Below are 19,420 nucleotides of genomic sequence, written 5' to 3' on the forward strand. Positions count from 1 at the left end.
TTAGAGCCCTATTCCAAACTTAAATTAACCACCAAAAAACTTATAAAGGTAGAACAATGACTTATTCAGTTTTTTCTCAAAACCCAAATGACGCGCTAAAAGAGCCGATGTTCTTTGGTCAGCCCGTCAACGTCGCCCGCTATGACCAACAAAAGCACCCTATCTTTGAGCAACTGATTGAAAAGCAGTTATCGTTCTTTTGGCGTCCAGAAGAAGTCGATGTCTCACGCGACCGTATCGACTACGGCAACCTGTCCTCGCACGAGCAGCATATCTTTATCAGTAACCTAAAATATCAGACCCTACTCGACTCTATCCAAGGTCGTAGTCCAAACGTGGTGCTATTGCCGCTGGTGTCTATCCCTGAGCTTGAGACGTGGATTGAGACATGGACATTCTCTGAGACCATTCACTCGCGCAGCTATACCCATATCATTCGTAATATCGTCAATGATCCAGGTATAGTCTTTGATGACATCATGCAAAACGAGCACATCCTAGAGCGTGCGTCTGATATTGCAAAATACTACGACGACTTATATTACAACTCGCAACTGTTCAACCTCTATGGCGCGGGCACTCATACAGTCAATGGCAAAGAGGTCACGGTCGATTTAAAAACTCTAAAAAAGCAGCTGTATTTGTGCATCATGGCGGTCAACGTCCTAGAAGCCATTCGCTTTTATGTGTCCTTTGCCTGCTCATTTGCCTTTGCAGAGCGCAAACTGATGGAAGGTAACGCCAAGATCATTAAGCTGATTGCTCGTGATGAAGCGCTACATTGCACCGGTACACAGCACATGCTCAATCTAATGCGCAATGGCAAAGACGATCCAGAGATGGTAGAGATTGCCAAAGAATGCTACGAAGAGAGCCTAGCGATCTTTACCAGCGCTGCCGAACAAGAAAAAGAATGGGCAAGCTATTTGTTTAAAGACGGCTCGATGATTGGTCTGAATAAAGACATTCTCTGCCAGTATATTGAGTACATCACCAACTTACGTATGGAAGCAGTTGGCTTGCCAGCAGCATTCCCGAACTCGAAGTCTAACCCGATTCCGTGGATCAATACTTGGTTGTCGTCTGACAACGTGCAAGTCGCGCCGCAAGAGACGGAGATCAGCTCGTACTTGGTCGGTCAGATTGACTCTGACTTATCAAACAGCGACTTTGATGACTTTGAGCTATAAGGCTCACGTTATAGAGCGTGAACTGTAATGGGTTTTTGACATTCAATGATGATTAATAACTATTAATCATCATTGATAATCGTTAGTAATTGTCGTATTACTTATAAGGTTAACTGTAAAATAGCAGTACAGGATTGATTATGACTTGGGTAAAAACCAGTAAAAAAAAGTTCTACTTGCATGACGATGAGAGTCTGCTCGATGGGCTGCTGCGTACCGGCCATGACATAGATTATCAGTGCAAAGAAGGCTACTGTGGCAGCTGCCGCGTGCGCTGTATCACCAGCTCTCATCCTGTTGATTATCCATTCCCGCCGCTAGCGATGATTGAAGAGGATGAGATATTGCCTTGCTGCTGCCGTGTACAGGGTGTGATTCATATCAATCATGAGCCTATTACTGATTGATGCAGTCAGTTTTGAATTGAATCAAGCATAAAAAACCCGCCATCTTGAACTGACCCCCATAAGTTGGACACAACTTATGAGGGTTATTTTATGAAGTATGACATCGACTTTAAACTAAGGGTGATAGCCTATTATCAACAAGGACACTCAGGCCTTGCTACCGCAAAGCATTTTAATATTAATGATAAAGATGTTTTTAAGTGGGTCAACCAGTATTTAAAAGACGGTATACTTGCAATCAAACCTAAAACTGGCAAAGCCATCTACAGTCGTGAGTTCAAGCTTCAAGTCCTGACCACAATGGCAGGTGAAGGTTTAAGTCAATCACAAGCCGCTTTGAGGTTTAACATTAGCTCACCTGCACTGATTAGTGTATGGCGCACAGCCTATGCCCGTCATGGTATGCTAGGCTTAACTGCTAAAGTCAAAGGACGATCCACTGTGAAGCATCCTTATCTCACTGACAAACCTGACCATGAAAAGAGTATAGAAGAGATCAAACGCGAGAATGAGTATCTACGCGCGGAGAACGCTTATCTAAAAAAGCTCGATGCCTTGCTCAAAGAGAGGAAAGCCAACCAGACAAAGCAAGGCTCGTCAAAGGACTAAGAGATCAGCATCCGCTCGCTTTACTACTACTCATTGCAGGTATAGCAAGAAGCAGCTTTTACTATCATGTACATGCATTAAAAGCTGATGATAAGCATGCCGATCTTAAACAGCGTATCAGTGACATCTATCATCACCATAAAGGTCGATATGGCTATCGTAGAATCACTCAAACACTTAAGAGTGAAGGGTTAAGGTATAACCATAAGCTCATCGCACGGCTTATGAGTGAGCTTAAACTTACCGCGAGAGTCAGACGACAGAAGTATCAATCTTATAAAGGACAGTGCGGCGTCATTGCTAAGAATAGAGTTAAACGTAGGTTCAGAGCGAAAGCGCCCAACCGCAGATGGCTTACTGACATTACTGAGTTTAAGGTCGGTGAGGACAAGTTGTACTTGTCTCCTATACTGGATTGCTATAACAATGAGATTATTAGCTATACGCTCTCAAGACGACCGGTATATGACTTAGTGAAACAGATGCTTGAGCTGGCGGTTAAAGGCATACCATCAAAGCGCAAGCATAAGGAGGAGCTAACGCTGCACTCGGATCAAGGGTGGCACTATCAGATGAAACCGTTTGCGAATGCGCTTAAAGAGAATAACATTAAGCAAAGCATGAGCCGAAAAGGCAACTGCTTAGATAATGCATTGATGGAAGGCTTCTTCGGTACGCTAAAGTGTGAGACGATTTATATTGAGAAACCAGAAACTATTGAAGCGTTAGAACAACAGATTCATGAGTATATTCATTACTATAATCATGAAAGAATTCAGCTTAAACTAAAAGGACTGAGTCCCGTAAAATACAGAACTCAGTCCTTGTTGTAAACTTAAACCGTCCAAGTTTAGGGGGTCAGTCCATCTTAAATGTAAGATGGCGGGTTTTTATTCGTCTCGCTTATTGAGAATTACTGAGGCAAGCCTTCACTATCAAACAGCTTCATCAGCTCCTCACGCAGACGGTTGCGCTCCTCTTCCGACATCATCGGCGCATCTGGGTTGTCCAGATGCGGATCATCGCCTTGACCACCTAGGCGACCATCATGGAAGAGCTCTGGCGTCTCAACGGCTTCTTGGGTTGGACGCTCTTCTAGCAATACTTTGACCTGTCCGTTTTTGCCATTACGCAATATCTGAGTATTTAGCTCAGTATTTGGCGGCTTACGCGCGACGTATTGGATAAGCGTATTAGCATCCGTCATCTCAACACCATCAATCGTCAAGATAATATCACCCACCTGTAATCCGCTTTTGTCCGCAGGTCCTTGGTTGACCACATTGAGCACTTCCACGCCCGTTGAGGTCTCAAGACGCGTCGGATCTCGTAGCTGTGATTGGATTTCAATACCTAACCAGCCACGGCTGACACGCCCGTCTTTGATCAGCGCATTCATCACCTGCTCGACGATGGCGGTAGGAATCGCAAAGCCGATGCCCATCGAGCCGCCTGAGCGCGAGAATATCACCGTATTAATACCAACCAGCTCGCCACTGGCATCGACCAGCGCACCACCTGAGTTGCCTGGGTTAATGGCAGCATCAGTCTGGATGAAGTCCTCAAACTTATTGACACCCAGTCCAGTACGGCCTGTCGCTGAGATGATACCCTGAGTGACGGTCTGCCCGACCCCAAATGGATTACCAATGGCCAGTGCTAAGTCGCCTACACGGATAGGGTTTTCACGAAAACCTAGTGGCGTCAGTCCCGTCATCTCAACTTTAATCACCGCCAAGTCACTGTCAGGGTCGGTACCGACAACGGTAGCGCGGCTCTTACGGCCATCATTAAAAGAAACCGTGATCTCATCAGCCTTTTCGATCACATGCGCATTGGTAACGATGTAACCATCCTCTGAGACGATGACTCCAGAGCCAAGGTTGGTATTGCCATTGCCTTGCGACGGCCCACCGTGGAATTCAAAGAAACGGCGCAACACAGGGTCATCCATATAAGGATGCTCAGCCATTAGCTGTGTCGTATATATATTGACCACCGACTGCGAAGCACGCGCGACCGCATCATGATAAGACGCGATAGGCTCTGGCGCGTCAGATACTGGTTCGGGTAGCTGCTGCTCCACTGAGGTTCTTGGTGGCTCCCATGTCGCCTCTGATGGCGTTTTCATACTCATGAACAGCCAAACAAACCCAGCAATCACTACCAGCAGTAAGACCCAAGGTAACCACTTCCAAAAAGTTGCCTTGTCGTTGGTGTTTGGAGATGACGACATATAAAAAACCTCTATAAATTTGCTACGGACAGACAGTGGTAAATACGGTAAGACGGTTATTATCAAATAGTTGCTATAAATGAGCGCACAAAGCGCACAACAAGTCAGGTGCTGTCTAATAGACAGGCTCACGTCTGTAAATTATAACTGCCCACACAATAAAATAGTAACGTATCGTGTACCTTTTCAGTTATGGGGTTTATCTCCTCATTTACAACATCATGCTAGAATGATTGTCATAAAAACCTATTGATAAAATTAACCAATGGCATTTTTTTGTGCACTTGCTTGACCAATTGAAATAACTCTCTTAATTAACACTATAAGGACACACCATGACAGCTAAAGATAATTTGACCGAACCATCCAATACAGCGATTACCGTACAAGCTTTGACGCAATTTTGCGATGATTATCTCTCTACCGATGCCTTCAAAGACTATGCCCCTAATGGACTGCAAGTCGATGGCGGACAGCCGATCAAGCGCATTGTCACGGGCGTGACGGCTTGCGAAGCCTTAATCGATGCAGCCATAGCGGACAACGCCGATGCCATCATGGTGCATCATGGTTACTTCTGGAAAGGTGAGCCTGAGCCTATCACAGGCATGAAAGGTCGGCGCATTCGTAAATTGATGCAACACGGTATCTCCATGATTGGCTATCACTTGCCGCTAGATGCCCATCCTGTCATCGGTAATAACGCCAAGCTTGCTGAGATGCTAGGCATGACGATTACGGGCGCGCTCTACCCTCACGAATCCCACCCTGTCGGCAATGTCGCGGTTTGTACCCCGCAAACTGCTGAAACCCTGATTCATACGATTACTCAAGCATTAGGCCGCGTGCCGCTACATATTTCAGGTAATTATGACTATCCTGCTGATGACCAATCAAAGCAGACCACTGGCACCGCTGCAAGAATGATTGAGCGTGTGGGCATCTGCACTGGCGGCGCCCAAGACATGATTGAGCAAGCGGCGGCGATGGGCTGTGATGCTTATATCTCTGGTGAGATATCTGAGCGCACCACACACAGTGCGCGTGAGCTTGGTATTGACTACTTTGCTTGCGGTCATCATGCGACAGAACGCGGGGGCATTCAGGCGTTGGGCGCATTGGTGGCTGAGCAATTTGGGCTACCGGTTACCTTTATTGACATTGATAACCCAGCCTAAAAAAGACTAATTTGGGCAACTGTGCTATCATACGCGCCTGTTTTTTGCCAAATAAACATGGTTATTCTGTTAATTTTTGCAGGCTTTTTATTAAATCAACTTAACTTATAGTAAGTTTTATTGAATATTATAGCGACTAGCCACATATAGTTTAATTGTAAAACCGCGTTTTGTCATGAAACGTCCCATTTATTACAGCCTCCGGTTATGGTGTTAAATGGCGGGTACGATACTGCGTCCTTCATTTAACATTGCAATACATTGACAGTACGGCCTTATGAATGTGCATCATATGTACACCCAAATGACATTTCATAAGTTCTGCTGTTTATCGGCATTGCTGAGTGATAGCTTAATAGTAATATCGCACTCAATATCGTTTTGGTTGAGATATTACTAAGAGATGTGCAATCAAATTGACTTTAATGATGAATAAATCATCCTTTTATAAAGCCATATGATTGTCGTAGCTATTGTCTCAATGACTTATTCATGACCTTACTGATGTCCAATATCGTTACGATTAATAGCCAACACCCAGACCATCAGCTATATCGTAATTAATTTCATTATCAGCGAGTAGAGTGCTTTATCTGCTGGTTGCTAATAGAATTTAATCGTTATCCGCCGAGTATAGGCTATGGATAGCGTCTATATTGAGACAGGATGATGTGACGCTCATGTGATTATTGAGTTGTCCTTCATTTAAGATGCGTGTTTCATACTTCTCTGCTATTTAGAGAGCGTTATGAAGCAGCGGCACCTTTATGGTAAGCAGGATGGCTAAAATCAGGAGACATCCATGCAGCGTATTACTTATCGTGTAAAAGTATCCGCACAAGGTGCCAAACGCCGTATTTCTCATCTACTGCGTCCAGCCAAGCGCACACTGAACACTGAAAGTAACATCGTTTCATCCGTTCACCCTATTACGCCAACTGTATCGGCGCGTTTTGCCAAAACAAAAAAAATGGCACAAGTATCTAGTATTGCTCTACTCTCCTTGCCTGCTGACAGTCTCACTATGATGGACTCCAAAGTGCCAGCATATGATCGCGTCATGTTGGAGGAAACTCTTACCATCGCGGCTGTCCCTGGAGACAGTACCTATTTTGCTACTGATGGCTTCCAACATGGCTTTGGTTTCGACTTGGTACGCAGCTATGCTGATGAGCTTGGTGTTGAAGTGGATCTAAAAGCTTATGCAAGCGAAGAAGCCGCGCTACGAGCGCTCAAATCAGGTGATGCTGATATGGCGCTGACCACCGCCAGTACTCAGCTAAAAAGCCAGCTCAATCTATCCTCTGTCAATGTCAGCTGCGGCTATGATGCAAGCTTGACCAACAATGGCTTGCACCCTAAAGTCAGCTGGTCATTCACTCAAGCTGATGACCCATTATCAAAAAAAGCCAGCTACTTCTTATGTGACAGTATCAAGCTTGAAAACACCCAAAAGCTTGCTGCATTCTACAATCAGAAGTTGCTCAAAGACGCTTATAGTCAAGACCATTTCAAAAAGACACTCACTGAGCAGCTGCCCAATTATCAGTCTTCGTTTGAAGAGCAAGCGCGCAACTACAATCATGACTGGGAGCTACTAGTGGCTATGGGTTACCAAGAGTCGCATCTGGATGCCAACGCTGTGTCGCCGACAGGTGTGCGTGGTTTGATGATGCTGACTAACAGCACGGCTAAAGCAATGGGCGTCTCTGATCGTGTGGATCCTTATCAAAGTATTGGTGGTGGTGCGCGCTATCTAGAAGAGATGAAAGAAAGCTTCTCGGATGTACCAAAGACGGATCGTATTTGGTTTGCATTGGCTGGTTACAATATGGGCCCCAATGCGGTAAAACGCATTCAGCGCAAACTTAGCGAGCAAGGTCTCGATGATAAGAGCTGGGCAAACGTCTATACTTATCTATCAGAAAACAGAGCCTCCAATAGTCGTTATGGACAGGCGATGCATTATGTCAGTAACATCAGAAGCTACCTTGAAACCATCAAAACTCGTATGGTGTAATTCAGTCGCTTAATACATCAGTTAAAGCAGGTTGAATACAATAAGCCAAATAAAGATTCACACATAAAAAAGCTGCTCTTATATTTAAGAGCAGCTTTTTTTACGTCAATATTCTATTCAGAATTTAGACTAACGATTTGGTACCGTCAAACGTTGACCACGCTGTAGCATAGTGTCTGCTGCGATGTTATTCATATCAGCAAGCTCTTGCGTAGATACGCCATACTTACGCGCCAGCCCAATCAAACTATCGCCTGATCCCACTGTATAGCTCACGGTTGCTTTTGGTACTTTGATGGTTTGCCCGCGCTGCAGCTGGGCGTTGGCCGCCATATTATTGGTCGCTGCCAAGTCTTCCACTGAAACACCAAAGCGGCGTGCTAAGGCAATCAAACCATCGCCTGACTGTACTCTGTAGTTTTCAGTGTTACCAAGCTTTTTGCCGCTGCTGCTTGCTGTACTAGTAGTGCTACTTGAAGAACTACTGCCTTGACTGGCACTACTTGCAACGCTGCCACTAGCAGGAATGGTAATCGTACGACCCAATATCAAGTTTGAATTGGTATTCAGACCATTTGCCGCCGCCAAGTCACTCAAGCCGATATTGTAACGTCTGGCCACACCCGTTAAGGTGTCACCTGATTTTACTTTATAACTGACTGATTTATCATTCAGTTGACGATCCACCAATTCTTTAGAAACAGGTACTTTGATATTCTGTCCGCGTTGCAGGCGCGCTCTGGCATCGAAGTTGCTATTCACTGCCGCAATCTCTGTCACACTGACCCCCACACTATTAGCAATACCAATCAAGGTATCCCCTGATTTTACTCTATAGTTGGTCGTCGCTACTGAGCTTGCACCACTGGCACTGCTAGTGGTGTTGCTGGCAGCTGAGATATCAACATTGGCAGGCACTTTTAAGATCTGACCCACGTATAACGAATCCCTCACTCCCATGCCATTCAAACTGGCTAAGGTATCCGTTGAGATGCCGAATTGACGAGCCAGCGCAATCAGACCGTCACCAGATTTAACTTTATAGCTTTGCGTCGCTGTGGTCGATTTACTTGGTTTTGATGATGGCGCTGCAGGCGTGCGTGCAGGTGCTTTTACTTTACCTGGTACTAGCCACAGCTTCTGACCTCTCAGTAGGTCTGCACGGCTGCTCAAATTATTATAAGCTGCCAATTCAGTCACTGACAAACCAAAACGGTTGGCTGTGCCAATCAGGGTGTCGCCCGATTGCACCACATAGCTCTCTGGTTGACTGGCTGCAGCCGTACTGGCACTCTTCAAAGGCTCAATTGGTTTTGCATTGTACAGATATAGAGTACTGCCAGACAACAAGTTTGCACTGGCGTCTATTTGGTTCCATTCAGCAATATCACGCCAGCTGACACCAGCACGACTGGCAATATTTGACAGAGTATCACCGCGTTTTACGGTATAAGTGCTGCGTGTACCTTGTGGTTTTGGCTTGCTTGCTGGCGTTTTAGCGAAGCTCAGCTTTTTGTCTTCCCCACTGGCCTCTAGAATAGATTGCTGCGTTTGCACTGCTGATAAATTGATATTTCCGTCAGCATTGATGACATTCGTCTCAGGCGTTTTGCTGCGAATTTGATTGGCAATAAAATCACGCTCTTCTTTACTCAGCGGCGGCTCTTGCACGATGGTGTTATTCTGAGTGATCTGAGCTGAGGTAGTCGGTAAGCTATTGCTGCTTTGGAGCTCAGCGTTAATCTTACTGGTCTCCTTACTGGTAATCGGTGGCTCAGTAGTCACTGGTGCATTACTGCTATAGACAGAGCTGCTGGTTGGCGAGACAGAAGGAGAGATATAACTGGTGGTCTGCTGCGGTACCCTAGCACTCGCGGCATAATCAGCCAATCCACCACCTGTCGACGGCAACGACGTGCTGCTGCCACTATAAGAGGGAATATTATAGCTTGGTGTGGTGCTTGGAGTACTAGTAATGCCACTTGAGGCCAGCACATTACCAGTGCCATTGCCTCTCAGTGAGCTTAGTTTGGCATCTAGATTGAGATTGACATCATTAGGAATAATGACACGCTGTGGCCCTGAGGCATCGACACGTCCTGACGTCAGCGCGGTATTCAACCTTTCCAGCTCATCGCGACTGACACCAGTAATTTGTGAGATTTCGGATAAGCTCACGCCATAGTTTACAGGCACACTACGGAAATGCTGACGGTTGGCAATAGCAGGCAAGTAAACCCCATACTGCTCAGGCTTAGCAACAATTTCGGCGACCGCCAAGAACCGTGGTACATAGTTCATAGTCTCAGTAGGCAATCTGAGAGACCAATAATCCGTTGGCAGACCTCTGGCTTTATTAGCATCAATCGCATTTTGTACACGGCCAGGACCAGCATTGTAAGCGGCCAATGCGAGCTCCCAACTACCAAACTGGTTGTATAGGGCCGTCAAAAAGTCATAGGCAGCACGTGTTGACTCAATGACATCACGGCGACCATCATAGGTACTACTTTGATTCAGACCATAGATACGGCCTGTACTTGGGATGAACTGCCATAATCCTGCAGCGGCGGCACTACTGGTACCACTTGGATCGTAGGAGCTCTCAATCACAGGCAACAAGGCAAGCTCAGTTGGAATATTGCGGCGCTCAGCTTCGCGTACGGTATGATAAATATAGCGACTGGCGCGGGCAGTCAAACGGTTTAGATAGTCTTGTCTGCTAGTGAACCAGCTTTTTTGTCCTTCAATACGCTGATTATAAATAGGCTGACCGCCATTCATACGATAACCAGCACGCAGACGATTCCACAAGTCACCGTATTGCTGAATGGCAAGCTTATTGTCTTCAACCATTGTCATGTCAGTGGCTTCTAGCAGGTCAGCTAACTCATCTAAACTCTCTGCATCCAAAAACGCAGTCGAATAATCATCGCTAGTAGCAGGTCGAGTCACACTTTGTGTGGCCGGACGCTTAGTCACTGTAGACGAGCCCGTGCTTACGCCTGTATTTTTTACCGCTGAAGTATTACTACAAGCACTAATGAGTAAGGTCGACACCGCAAGCGTCAAAGGTAAAGCGATCAGTGAGCGAGGTTTGGTAGGTATAGTAGGTTTTGATGACACAGTAGACATGATAGTGGTTATTTCCTAGCAGCAAGAGATGACGAAAATGAGGATGAATGACAGTATAGTATGCAATGCAGACCAAAAACCATAGCGCTGTGAAAGATAATGTGCACCTTTAATAGATTGAGCCAAAATAACACGCTCATATTTGTTTTTCACAGCTCCTAACTATAAATTACAACCAGAAGATTACAACCATATTATAGATTACGATTAGCTAGGTATAAGGTTTGCTGATATTACTACGACAACGGCAGCACAAAGCTCAGCAGGAGATTAACGCTACGATTGTCATAGTCACAGCTCTTATGGGTTTTTTTCGGCCAGTGTTTTTAATCTAATGCGTTTAATCGGGTTAATCTGAATTGCTCTAAATGAATCAATAGTCACTTGATCAATCAATGGTCACTTGCGACACTGCCCGCAGTAATACCGCATTGCCCGTTGATAAAGTAAGCGTGACTCTTGAGGTAGTTACATACGAGACGTTTTTGCCATCTTTGACCCAACTCTCTACCGTTTTCACATTGGCTTTGGCTTGAGAGCCAGTAGTAACAATATTATCAACGCTGATTTCATAGCGATAGTTTGAGGTTTGATTCCAGCTATTCTGTAATAGTTTTAGATAGCCGTCTTTATCTAGACTGGTCGTTTTACCTCTTCTTGACAAAGAAATCAGCGCATCATCAGAGACGAGAGCCGCGACTTGATTGGTACTTTTGCTATTGGCAGCTGACTTCATTGCTGAGGCATAGTTTTTTACCAAATCTTCCGTCATGGTTGCTGCCTGTGCACTGATTGCAACACTACTAGCGACAGCGGCGATCGTGGCAACGCCTGCACTTTTAACCAATAGAGCAAATAGCCCTTTGTGCCATAGTTTTTTCATTATAATCCTTAGCGTTATTACTTTCGTTGCTTGGTTTATTGCTTAATTTCTTATATCACTGTTTTGATTGGCTTGCATAAACCCATCAATCATCATTTTTTATTGCAGTGAAACCTGATGTCATAAATGAATAGCTTTAGCCTAGCATTAAATCCTAACAGCCATGTAACGCCAATTTTAATTATTGCATGTTCGCTTTGCTATTATCATCTTGCTCGTCGTCACTGAGTTTCATGCCTAAGCGCTCTACCCGTCTATCCATCATCTGCCGTGCCAGTGCCTGCATGTCTTCCACACGGTCTATCTCATCTACGATCTCAAGACCTAATAGTGTCTCAAACACGTCCTCTAGAGTCACCACTCCTTTTACTTCACCATACTCACCCACGGTGATGGCAATATGCAGGCGGTTTTTTAGCATCAGCTCCAGCAAATCAAACAGCTTCATTTTTGAGAATACAAAAGTAATCTCGCGCTGAAACTGAATCAATGGTTTATGCATCGCATGATTCACTTTTGCAAGTAGCATATCGGTTTTTAAGACAAAACCCGTAATGTTATCTAGGTCACCATCATAGATAGGTAACCGCGAAAAAGTGAGCTTTGGACGATCAGCCAATACTTCAGCAACTGTCTTGTTTTGTTCAAATGCCAACATCACTGAGCGCGGTGTCATAATGTCTTCGACTTTAATCGCTCCAAACGCCAGTAAGTTACGGATAATACGCGACTCTAACGGATCAATTTGGCCTGACTCTTCGCCAATACTAGCCAGCGCTGCAAATTCACGACGACTAAAAGTTTGAGTTTTTTTGCCACGTACCAACAGCTTCGTCAAACGCTCCGAAATCCAAATGAGCGGATACAGTAGCATAATGATGCCGCGTACAAAATAAGCCACCATACCACTAAGCTGACGCCAGTAAACGGTTCCTAAGGTCTTTGGAATAATCTCAGACAAAAACAAAATCGCCAACGTCATGATCGCAGAAAAAAGCCCAAACCACGCACTACCAAAGACGATCGTTGCCTGCGCACCAGCCCCAATAGAGCCTAAGGTGTGTGCCACCGTATTCAAAGTCAAAATAGCCGCTAGCGACTGATCGATATTATCAATCTTTAAGCTTCTTAGCATGCTTGCTTTTTTTGGATTACTTTCTTCGACGTCAGCGATAAATGAAGGGGTCATGCTGAGCAAAACTGACTCTGCCAAAGAGCAGACAAAAGAGACCCCTATCGCTAAGAGCACAAAGAATATCAGCAATACCACACTGAGGGCGGTAGGCTCAGCCATTGCACTCGCCGCCAATGCTGGATAAGGCAACAATACTAGCGATAACGCCATTAGCATTGCTAACCTTGAATTCGGCGCTAATACAGTACCAAAACGCTTATGATGTGGCACTGTCGGGGGAGGTTTGGCAGACGCAGCTTTACGGTAAGCGCGTGGACGATATAAACGGGGTGTAGACATAGTTGTGTTGAACAAGTTAGGTAACCTAAACAAAAAAAATGAATAAAATAAGGGTTTGAAAATGATCACTATAATAGATAACAGCTTATCTATACTGTCTACTCTGTATTAAATGGTATATTCTGCGTAAAAACATACGTGAACCAACACCATGCCTGCCTATTCTTTTAGCTACGAAGCCAAGATAAAAGCAGCCGTTCGATATTAGCATTGATGCGGTTATTTAACAATATTTTGTCAGGCTGATGCTAAAATTGACTCATACTAGGATGCAACTCTAGCCAAGGCATCTGCATTGTCGTCGATTTCGCCTTGTTTAAAAAACGCTTTGATAAACCAATCGCAAGCAGCAGTGCTTGTTTTTGAATGTTCAACACGACCTATCAACACGACCTAGTATACCCATACACTAAGAAAAATACGCACATCCCATGATTAACAGTTACCAAGTCTGGGAATTTTTGTTACTATGCGTCTAATTTTATTGTTATCTGTTACTTACTGAGAAAATCTATGAGCTTTTTTATCCAATCTGCCCATGCAGCTGAGACTGCAGCATCAGGTGCTTCTTTATTCGGTCAAATCTTATTACCAGTTGCTTTTTTTGCTATCTTTTACTTTTTGGTCATCCGCCCGCAGTCTAAGCGCACCAAAGAGCATCGCGCTATGGTCAATGCTTTGACTGTTGGTAGCGAAGTCATCTTTGCTGGTGGACTTATGGGCCGTATCAAACATCTTGAAGGCGATTACGCGACTGTAAGCTTGAATAGCAATACCGATATTAAAGTACAACGTGCTTCTGTTATTTCGGTATTACCTGCAGGTACTATCGAAAGCGTATAAGTGCTCGTGGTATGTCTATCCGCCAACCACTCATACGATACGAATAGCTCCAGTTATTACAAATTGGCTATTAAAGACCAGTTGTTAAAGAAATGACCGTTAACTATTACGGTCATTTTCTGCTATAAGCCCATCAGGCAGATAGTATTATCTGTTTATGCTGCTTTAATAGTGAGTTTTACCTTTATCGCTATGGCCTCAAAGCCTGCCGTTTTTAGACCCTATTATCATAGCGGATGATCACAAAGATAAATGATTGCTCACATAAATCACGGCAGCCGTCTTTGTAGTCGCTAACTTCCCATCTGCTGACTTGTGGCCTGCGTCGCCAGTACTTTATCAACTTAAAGAAGTGATTATGCAATATCCCGCTTGGAAATACTTACTCATCACTGTCGTGCTATTCATCGCCGGCCTATATGCTGCACCGAACCTCTACCCTGATGAACCCGCTGTGCAGATTACCAGTGCTGCAGCAGGAACTCAGCTGTCTGAAGATATCTTGACTCAGTCACAAAGCTTATTAGAGGAAGCTGGGATTAATTTTCATGATGGTACTTTTGAGGGCAATAGCGCCCTAGTCCGTCTGAATAACCCAACCACACAGCTAAAGGCACAGGAAGTCTTACGTCAGAACTTGGGTGATAACTATGTAGTGGCGCTCAACTTAGCACAAACGACACCGCAATGGCTTCGTGATATCGGTGCCAAGCCGATGAAACTAGGCCTAGACTTACGTGGTGGTGTACGCTTCGTACTTGAAGTAGATATGGATAAGGCGTTAGAGCAGCGTTTGACCAGTGCCAGTCGTGATGTGCGCCGTGAGTTACGTGCCGAGCGTATAGCGGTTAAAGGCACTAAGACTGAAGCGCAAGGTATTGTGCTGCATTTTGCCGATACAGACGCTCGTAATCGTGCACAAAACGTCTTGCAAGGGACGATGGGTACTACCTTTAACCTACAGTCTTCTATAGATGACCAAGGTCCGTCGCCGATTATGGCGTATAACGATGCCACTATCGATGAGATCAACAGCTATGCAGTCAACCAAAACTTGACCACCCTACGCAACCGTATTGCTGAGCTTGGTGTGACCGAGGCTTTGGTGCAGTCACAAGGTGCTAGCCGTATCGTCGTTGAGCTCCCTGGTGTACAAGATACTGCTGAAGCCAAACGTGTCCTTGGCCGTACTGCAAACCTTGAGTTCCGTCTGGTCGCAAAAGACAGTGAAAATTTCATGGGTGGTATTCCGCCTGCTGGCACTGAAGCCTTCCCATTCAAAACCCTTGACGGTCAGCCAGTATTGTTAGAGCGTCAAGCAATCGTCACTGGTGACAAAGTCACCAACGCTCAAACCAGCTTGGATGAGAGCGGTCGCCCTGAGGTCAATATCACCTTGGATAGCGCTGGCGGTAAGCTCATGCAAAACGCCACGCGTACCGCTGTCGGTGAGCAAATGGCAGTACTGTTTATTGAAAACAAGCAAAAAGTCACTTATGAAGAAGACCCGGCTACTGGTGAAACGGTGGAAGTACGTACACCTTATGCTGAAACCAAAGTCATCAACCGTGCCAATATTCAAGCGGTATTGGGCTCATCATTCCGTATTACTGGTCTTGATAGCAACGCTGAAGCTGCTGAGCTGGCGCTATTGTTACGCTCAGGGGCACTTGCTGCGCCGATGTACTTCGTTGAAGAACGTACGATTGGACCTTCATTAGGACAAGAGAACATCGATAAAGGACTGTTTTCAACCCAGGTCGGCTATTTGCTGGTCTTTGCCTTTATGATTGTGTTTTATCGTTTATTTGGTGTGATTGCCAACATCGCATTGGCGATTAACGTCATTATTATCATCGCCATTATGTCGATCTTAGGGTCATCGCTTACCCTACCTGGTATCGCTGGTATTGTCTTGACCATCGGTATGGCAGTCGATGCCAACGTACTGATCTTTGAGCGTATTCGCGAGGAGATTGCAAATGGGGTGCGGCCAAAATCCGCTATCGTGGCAGGATTTGATCGCGCCTTTAGTAGTATTTTCGATGCCAACATCACCACACTATTGGTTGCATTTATCTTATTTGCGATTGGTACTGGTCCGATTAAAGGCTTTGCGATCACCTTAGCTATTGGTATTGTCAGCTCGCTATTTACCGCGATTTTGGTCACCCGCGCACTGGTACAAATTGCTTATGGCAAGCGTAAATCTATCAAACGTTTGAGCATCGGCTAGGAGAATAACATGGCGATTGAACAGAATAATCCCCCAAATAACAGCAGCTCAGGTGGCGGCTCAGGCAACAATTCTAACGACACAAATGATGCCAATCAACGTCGTCGCCGTAACAAGCCGCGCCGTGATGGTAAGGGCAGTAATAATCAGACAAATAACCCGACCGCTGCAAAATCGACTAAAACCAAATCTCGTCGTAGCGGTAAAGGTAAAGGCAGCAAAGACAATCAGGCGTTGAGTACACAAGCATCTAATGCTGCGGTGGATAATGACCTGAATCAAGAGGTTGATAGCGCCGCTGATGAAGCGGCAGCGAAAGAAGGTGGCATTAAAGCCATTGGCAATCAGCGCATCATCCCCTTTATGAAGTTAGAAAAGCCAATGGCAATTCTATCTATATTAATGGTCATTGGTAGTATCATCGCCATCGCCGTCAATGGCCTAAACCTTGGGCTTGATTTCACGGGCGGGGTCTCAGCAGATGTGCGTTATGAGCAGCCTGTTGAACAAGTTGAAGTTGTCGAAGCACTGGCTGACAATGGCTTTAACGATGCCATCGTCCAGTATCTAGGGACACGAGAAGAGCTACTTGTGCGCTTGCCTCCTCAGTCTGATAACGTTGATGGTCTCAATGCCAGCCTAGAGCAAGCGCTCACCCTACCTGATAATGTGGTCAATATTAGCAACGTTAATATTATCGGTAGTCAAGTCGGTAATGAAGTGTATTTGAACTCGGTAATGGCATTGGCACTAGCGTTACTTTGTATGCTTGGGTATGTCGCTCTACGCTTCCAGTTTAAGCTGTCTCTTGGCGCAGTGATGTCGCTATTCCACGATGCTATCGTTACCATCGGTGTGTTTGCGCTATTTGGCTTTCCGTTTGATTTGACGGTATTGGCGGCTATATTGGCATTGATTGGTTACTCATTGAACGATACTATCGTTGTTTATGACCGTATTCGCGAAAACTTCCGCCGTGTTCGTGGTATTACGCCGCGCCAGACGATTGATTTGTCATTAACAGAAACCTTGCGCCGTACCATCATGACTATCTCAACGGTACTACTCGTGGTATTGGCGATGATGTTCTTGGGCGGTGATGGTCTATACTGGTTCTCGGTGGCGCTCTTTATTGGCCTGCTTGCGGGTACTTACTCATCAACCTATATCGCCAGCTCTATCCCGCTAAGAATGGGCTTGTCACGTGATGACTTTGTGGTTAAAGTGAAGCCTGAGTTTGAAGAAGAGATCGTGACGTTTAATGATCCAAAGATGTTCGAACAAGATTGATCGTAGCGCCATGAATGATAGCTAAAACTGCTAACTTTTAGCTTCAATAGATTGTAAAATAGCATGATAAAAGCACCTAAGGTTAGGTGCTTTTGTCTTTATGTCGGTATTACACTTATTAGATAGCTCACACTTATCCCGCAATCAAGCAATATAGTCAAGGAATTTTAAAATCGCTACAAGGCGACCGACCGCAGATAGTACACTAAGTACATCTAGGGCGGGTAACACCGTAGCGGTTTTAAAGTGCTTCGACTGTATATTGGCGGGTACCGTTATCTGTGTTTTATGCACAAGCGATTATTATATGCCAACGACTACGCCCCCAAATGCAGTATCACCCATCGATACGCGCTACAAACATATCATCGCCATTGCTGTTCCAGTATTGCTGGCCAACCTTGCGATGCCGCTGCAAAGTGTGATTGATACTGCCATCGTCGGTAATATGAATGAGGCGGCAAAACTGGCAGGTATGGGATTGGCGATACAGCTATTATCTCTGATACTTGTGAGTTTTAACTTCTTGCAGTATGCCTCTTCTGGCTTGTCTGCGCAGGCACTCGGTCAACTTGCCGATAGTGATATAAAATCACCGCAGCAAGCATCACCACTGCTCTCTATTTTGCAGCGTGCGCTATTGCTGGCAGTCATGATTGGTTTGGTATTACTAATAGCAAAGCCTTGGCTCATAGATTTCGGCTTAAAAGCGCTATCTGCCAACCCAGCCAGCGGCGTGGCGGCAAAGACTTATCTGGATGTACGCTTTTGGGGGGTCATTGCTGAGCTCATGAACTTTGCCTTTATTGGCTGGTTTGCAGGTCAAGGCAAGACTCGCTACATGCTCTATCAGCAGGGCTTTATCGCTGTGCTGAATATTATTTTGACCCTATTCTTTGTCTACGGTATGCAGCTGGATATCGTCGGTGTCGCACTGGGCACAACCATCGCTTTTTGGTCAGGTGTGGTATTGGCATTATGGCTCAGTCGTCAGCACTTAAAACTGACTTGGGCGGCTTTATTTAAAGTAGATCCGCAGCATTTTACTAAGGATAAGATGCTTAGGCTATTTTCTTTAAACAAAGACATTTTTATTCGTACGCTTATTTTGACGTTGAGCTTTGCTTGGATTACGCGCTTATCCGCCCAAAGTGGCGATCTGGTATTAGCAGCCAATGCGATTTTATTACAAGTGCTGAGCATATCAGCATTTGCGCTCGACGGTGTGGCCGTATCCGCTGAAACCTTGAGCGGTCAAGCAGCTGGACGGCGCGATTGGCCACGCTTTCGTCTCATCGTCAAGCGGACAGGTGTGGTCAGTTATGCCCTCGCCATTGTATTAAGCACTATTTGGTGGCTAGCGATGCCAACTTATCTGCAGCTGATGACCAATATCGAGGAAGTGTTTGCATTGACCAAGGCTTATCAAGGTTATGCCGTACTGCTGCCCCTCGTTGGCGTGGGTGCTTACTGGCTCGATGGTATCTTTTTTGGCTTAACAGCAGGTCATGTCATTCGTAACGCGGCTTTGATATTGGCTGCGATGTTTTTTCCGCTGAGCTGGTTACTGTACCAACAATGGGATATGACAGGAATTTGGCTTAGTGTCTGGGCTTTGCTGTTATTACGCTTGTTGATTCTCAGTGGCTTTCTGTACCATGCGCACAAAACAGGCAGCTATGAAAAACTACAGCCTGTCTAATGTTTGAATGTTCAACAGACCCTAATGTTTGCTCTCATATTTAATTAACAATACCCCTAACCTTTGATAAAACCTTTTAATAAAAATAAAGTCATACCATTTCCAAAAATTAGAGTCGCTAAGCAAACGAGTTTCAGAACTACATTTTAGTAGGCGCAGCGAGTTTGACACTGCTTATCGAATTTTGTGAGACTGGTATCAGATAATTGTAGGATAC

At 45.2% G+C, this 19,420-nt stretch carries 13 protein-coding genes and 1 pseudogene; 10 read left to right on the plus strand and 4 right to left on the minus strand.

Annotated elements, in window-relative coordinates; all coding sequences use genetic code 11:
• The first annotated feature begins 56 nt into the window (after window positions 1–56).
• The 4 genes and pseudogenes from nrdB to JMX03_RS09215 form a co-directional block, all read left to right on the plus strand.
• Window positions 57–1,190, plus strand: a complete 1,134-nt coding sequence (gene nrdB / locus JMX03_RS09200) for a class Ia ribonucleoside-diphosphate reductase subunit beta (protein ID WP_201574354.1) — start codon at window positions 57–59, stop codon at window positions 1,188–1,190.
• 140 nt (window positions 1,191–1,330) lie between these two features.
• Window positions 1,331–1,597, plus strand: coding sequence for a class I ribonucleotide reductase maintenance protein YfaE (gene yfaE / locus JMX03_RS09205; protein WP_201574353.1), 267 nt, complete (start codon window positions 1,331–1,333; stop codon window positions 1,595–1,597).
• A gap of 90 nt (window positions 1,598–1,687) precedes the next feature.
• Window positions 1,688–2,206 carry a helix-turn-helix domain-containing protein gene (locus JMX03_RS09210; protein WP_201596322.1) on the plus strand — a complete coding sequence of 173 codons (519 nt, stop codon included), beginning with the start codon at window positions 1,688–1,690 and terminating at the stop codon, window positions 2,204–2,206.
• Window positions 2,191–3,039: pseudogene (locus JMX03_RS09215) on the plus strand (IS3 family transposase); the annotation flags it as partial. The gene JMX03_RS09210 and the pseudogene JMX03_RS09215, both read left to right, overlap by 16 nt.
• Window positions 3,040–3,119: 80 nt before the next feature.
• On the opposite strand, the gene JMX03_RS09220 reads toward JMX03_RS09215, so the two are convergent.
• On the minus strand, window positions 3,120–4,442 hold the full coding sequence (locus JMX03_RS09220) for a S1C family serine protease (protein WP_201596325.1): 1,323 nt from the start codon (window positions 4,440–4,442) through the stop codon (window positions 3,120–3,122).
• Between the two features lie 335 nt (window positions 4,443–4,777).
• Between JMX03_RS09220 and JMX03_RS09225 the strand changes: the two genes are divergently transcribed.
• Window positions 4,778–5,620 (plus strand): Nif3-like dinuclear metal center hexameric protein, encoded by an 843-nt coding sequence (locus tag JMX03_RS09225; protein ID WP_201596327.1) that lies wholly within the window; start codon window positions 4,778–4,780, stop codon window positions 5,618–5,620.
• An 802-nt stretch (window positions 5,621–6,422) separates the two neighbouring features.
• Complete coding sequence (locus JMX03_RS09230; RefSeq protein ID WP_201596329.1) at window positions 6,423–7,640, plus strand: MltF family protein; 1,218 nt, start codon at window positions 6,423–6,425, stop codon at window positions 7,638–7,640.
• A gap of 129 nt (window positions 7,641–7,769) precedes the next feature.
• Here the strand turns inward: JMX03_RS09230 and JMX03_RS09235 are convergent, their stop codons facing one another.
• The 3 genes from JMX03_RS09235 to JMX03_RS09245 form a co-directional block, all read right to left on the minus strand.
• Complete coding sequence (locus tag JMX03_RS09235) at window positions 7,770–10,775, minus strand: lytic transglycosylase (protein ID WP_201596331.1); 3,006 nt, start codon at window positions 10,773–10,775, stop codon at window positions 7,770–7,772.
• Window positions 10,776–11,163: 388 nt separating this feature from the next.
• Window positions 11,164–11,658, minus strand: a complete 495-nt coding sequence (locus JMX03_RS09240) for a hypothetical protein (RefSeq protein WP_201574348.1) — start codon at window positions 11,656–11,658, stop codon at window positions 11,164–11,166.
• A 181-nt stretch (window positions 11,659–11,839) separates the two neighbouring features.
• Window positions 11,840–12,952 carry a CNNM domain-containing protein gene (locus tag JMX03_RS09245; RefSeq protein WP_201597981.1) on the minus strand — a complete coding sequence of 371 codons (1,113 nt, stop codon included), beginning with the start codon at window positions 12,950–12,952 and terminating at the stop codon, window positions 11,840–11,842.
• 693 nt (window positions 12,953–13,645) lie between these two features.
• Here JMX03_RS09245 and yajC point away from each other — a divergent pair.
• From yajC to JMX03_RS09265, 4 genes are all read left to right on the plus strand, one after another.
• The gene (gene yajC / locus JMX03_RS09250; RefSeq protein ID WP_201574347.1) at window positions 13,646–13,975 is read left to right on the plus strand and encodes a preprotein translocase subunit YajC; all 330 of its coding nucleotides are present in this window, start codon (window positions 13,646–13,648) and stop codon (window positions 13,973–13,975) included.
• A 358-nt stretch (window positions 13,976–14,333) separates the two neighbouring features.
• Window positions 14,334–16,211 carry a protein translocase subunit SecD gene (secD, locus tag JMX03_RS09255; protein ID WP_201596333.1) on the plus strand — a complete coding sequence of 626 codons (1,878 nt, stop codon included), beginning with the start codon at window positions 14,334–14,336 and terminating at the stop codon, window positions 16,209–16,211.
• A 9-nt stretch (window positions 16,212–16,220) separates the two neighbouring features.
• Window positions 16,221–17,501 (plus strand): protein translocase subunit SecF, encoded by a 1,281-nt coding sequence (gene secF / locus JMX03_RS09260; protein ID WP_201574345.1) that lies wholly within the window; start codon window positions 16,221–16,223, stop codon window positions 17,499–17,501.
• Window positions 17,502–17,808: 307 nt separating this feature from the next.
• Entirely contained in the window at window positions 17,809–19,203 is a 1,395-nt protein-coding gene (locus tag JMX03_RS09265) for an MATE family efflux transporter (RefSeq protein WP_201596335.1), read from the plus strand.
• Window positions 19,204–19,420: the final 217 nt, after the last annotated feature.

The organism is Psychrobacter fulvigenes (assembly GCF_904846155.1).
In the GTDB taxonomy this organism is placed as follows: domain Bacteria; phylum Pseudomonadota; class Gammaproteobacteria; order Pseudomonadales; family Moraxellaceae; genus Psychrobacter; species Psychrobacter fulvigenes.

What these genes read in the sequence shown, in the direction of transcription:
- nrdB (WP_201574354.1), top strand. Translation starts at nt 57, where the DNA reads ATGACTTATTCAGTTTTTTCTCAAAACCCAAATGACGCGCTAAAAGAG.
- yfaE (WP_201574353.1), top strand. Translation starts at nt 1,331, where the DNA reads ATGACTTGGGTAAAAACCAGTAAAAAAAAGTTCTACTTGCATGACGAT.
- JMX03_RS09210 (WP_201596322.1), top strand. Translation starts at nt 1,688, where the DNA reads ATGAAGTATGACATCGACTTTAAACTAAGGGTGATAGCCTATTATCAA.
- JMX03_RS09220 (WP_201596325.1), bottom strand. Translation starts at nt 4,442, where the DNA reads ATGTCGTCATCTCCAAACACCAACGACAAGGCAACTTTTTGGAAGTGG.
- JMX03_RS09225 (WP_201596327.1), top strand. Translation starts at nt 4,778, where the DNA reads ATGACAGCTAAAGATAATTTGACCGAACCATCCAATACAGCGATTACC.
- JMX03_RS09230 (WP_201596329.1), top strand. Translation starts at nt 6,423, where the DNA reads ATGCAGCGTATTACTTATCGTGTAAAAGTATCCGCACAAGGTGCCAAA.
- JMX03_RS09235 (WP_201596331.1), bottom strand. Translation starts at nt 10,775, where the DNA reads ATGTCTACTGTGTCATCAAAACCTACTATACCTACCAAACCTCGCTCA.
- JMX03_RS09240 (WP_201574348.1), bottom strand. Translation starts at nt 11,658, where the DNA reads ATGAAAAAACTATGGCACAAAGGGCTATTTGCTCTATTGGTTAAAAGT.
- JMX03_RS09245 (WP_201597981.1), bottom strand. Translation starts at nt 12,952, where the DNA reads ATGGCTGAGCCTACCGCCCTCAGTGTGGTATTGCTGATATTCTTTGTG.
- yajC (WP_201574347.1), top strand. Translation starts at nt 13,646, where the DNA reads ATGAGCTTTTTTATCCAATCTGCCCATGCAGCTGAGACTGCAGCATCA.
- secD (WP_201596333.1), top strand. Translation starts at nt 14,334, where the DNA reads ATGCAATATCCCGCTTGGAAATACTTACTCATCACTGTCGTGCTATTC.
- secF (WP_201574345.1), top strand. Translation starts at nt 16,221, where the DNA reads ATGGCGATTGAACAGAATAATCCCCCAAATAACAGCAGCTCAGGTGGC.
- JMX03_RS09265 (WP_201596335.1), top strand. Translation starts at nt 17,809, where the DNA reads ATGCCAACGACTACGCCCCCAAATGCAGTATCACCCATCGATACGCGC.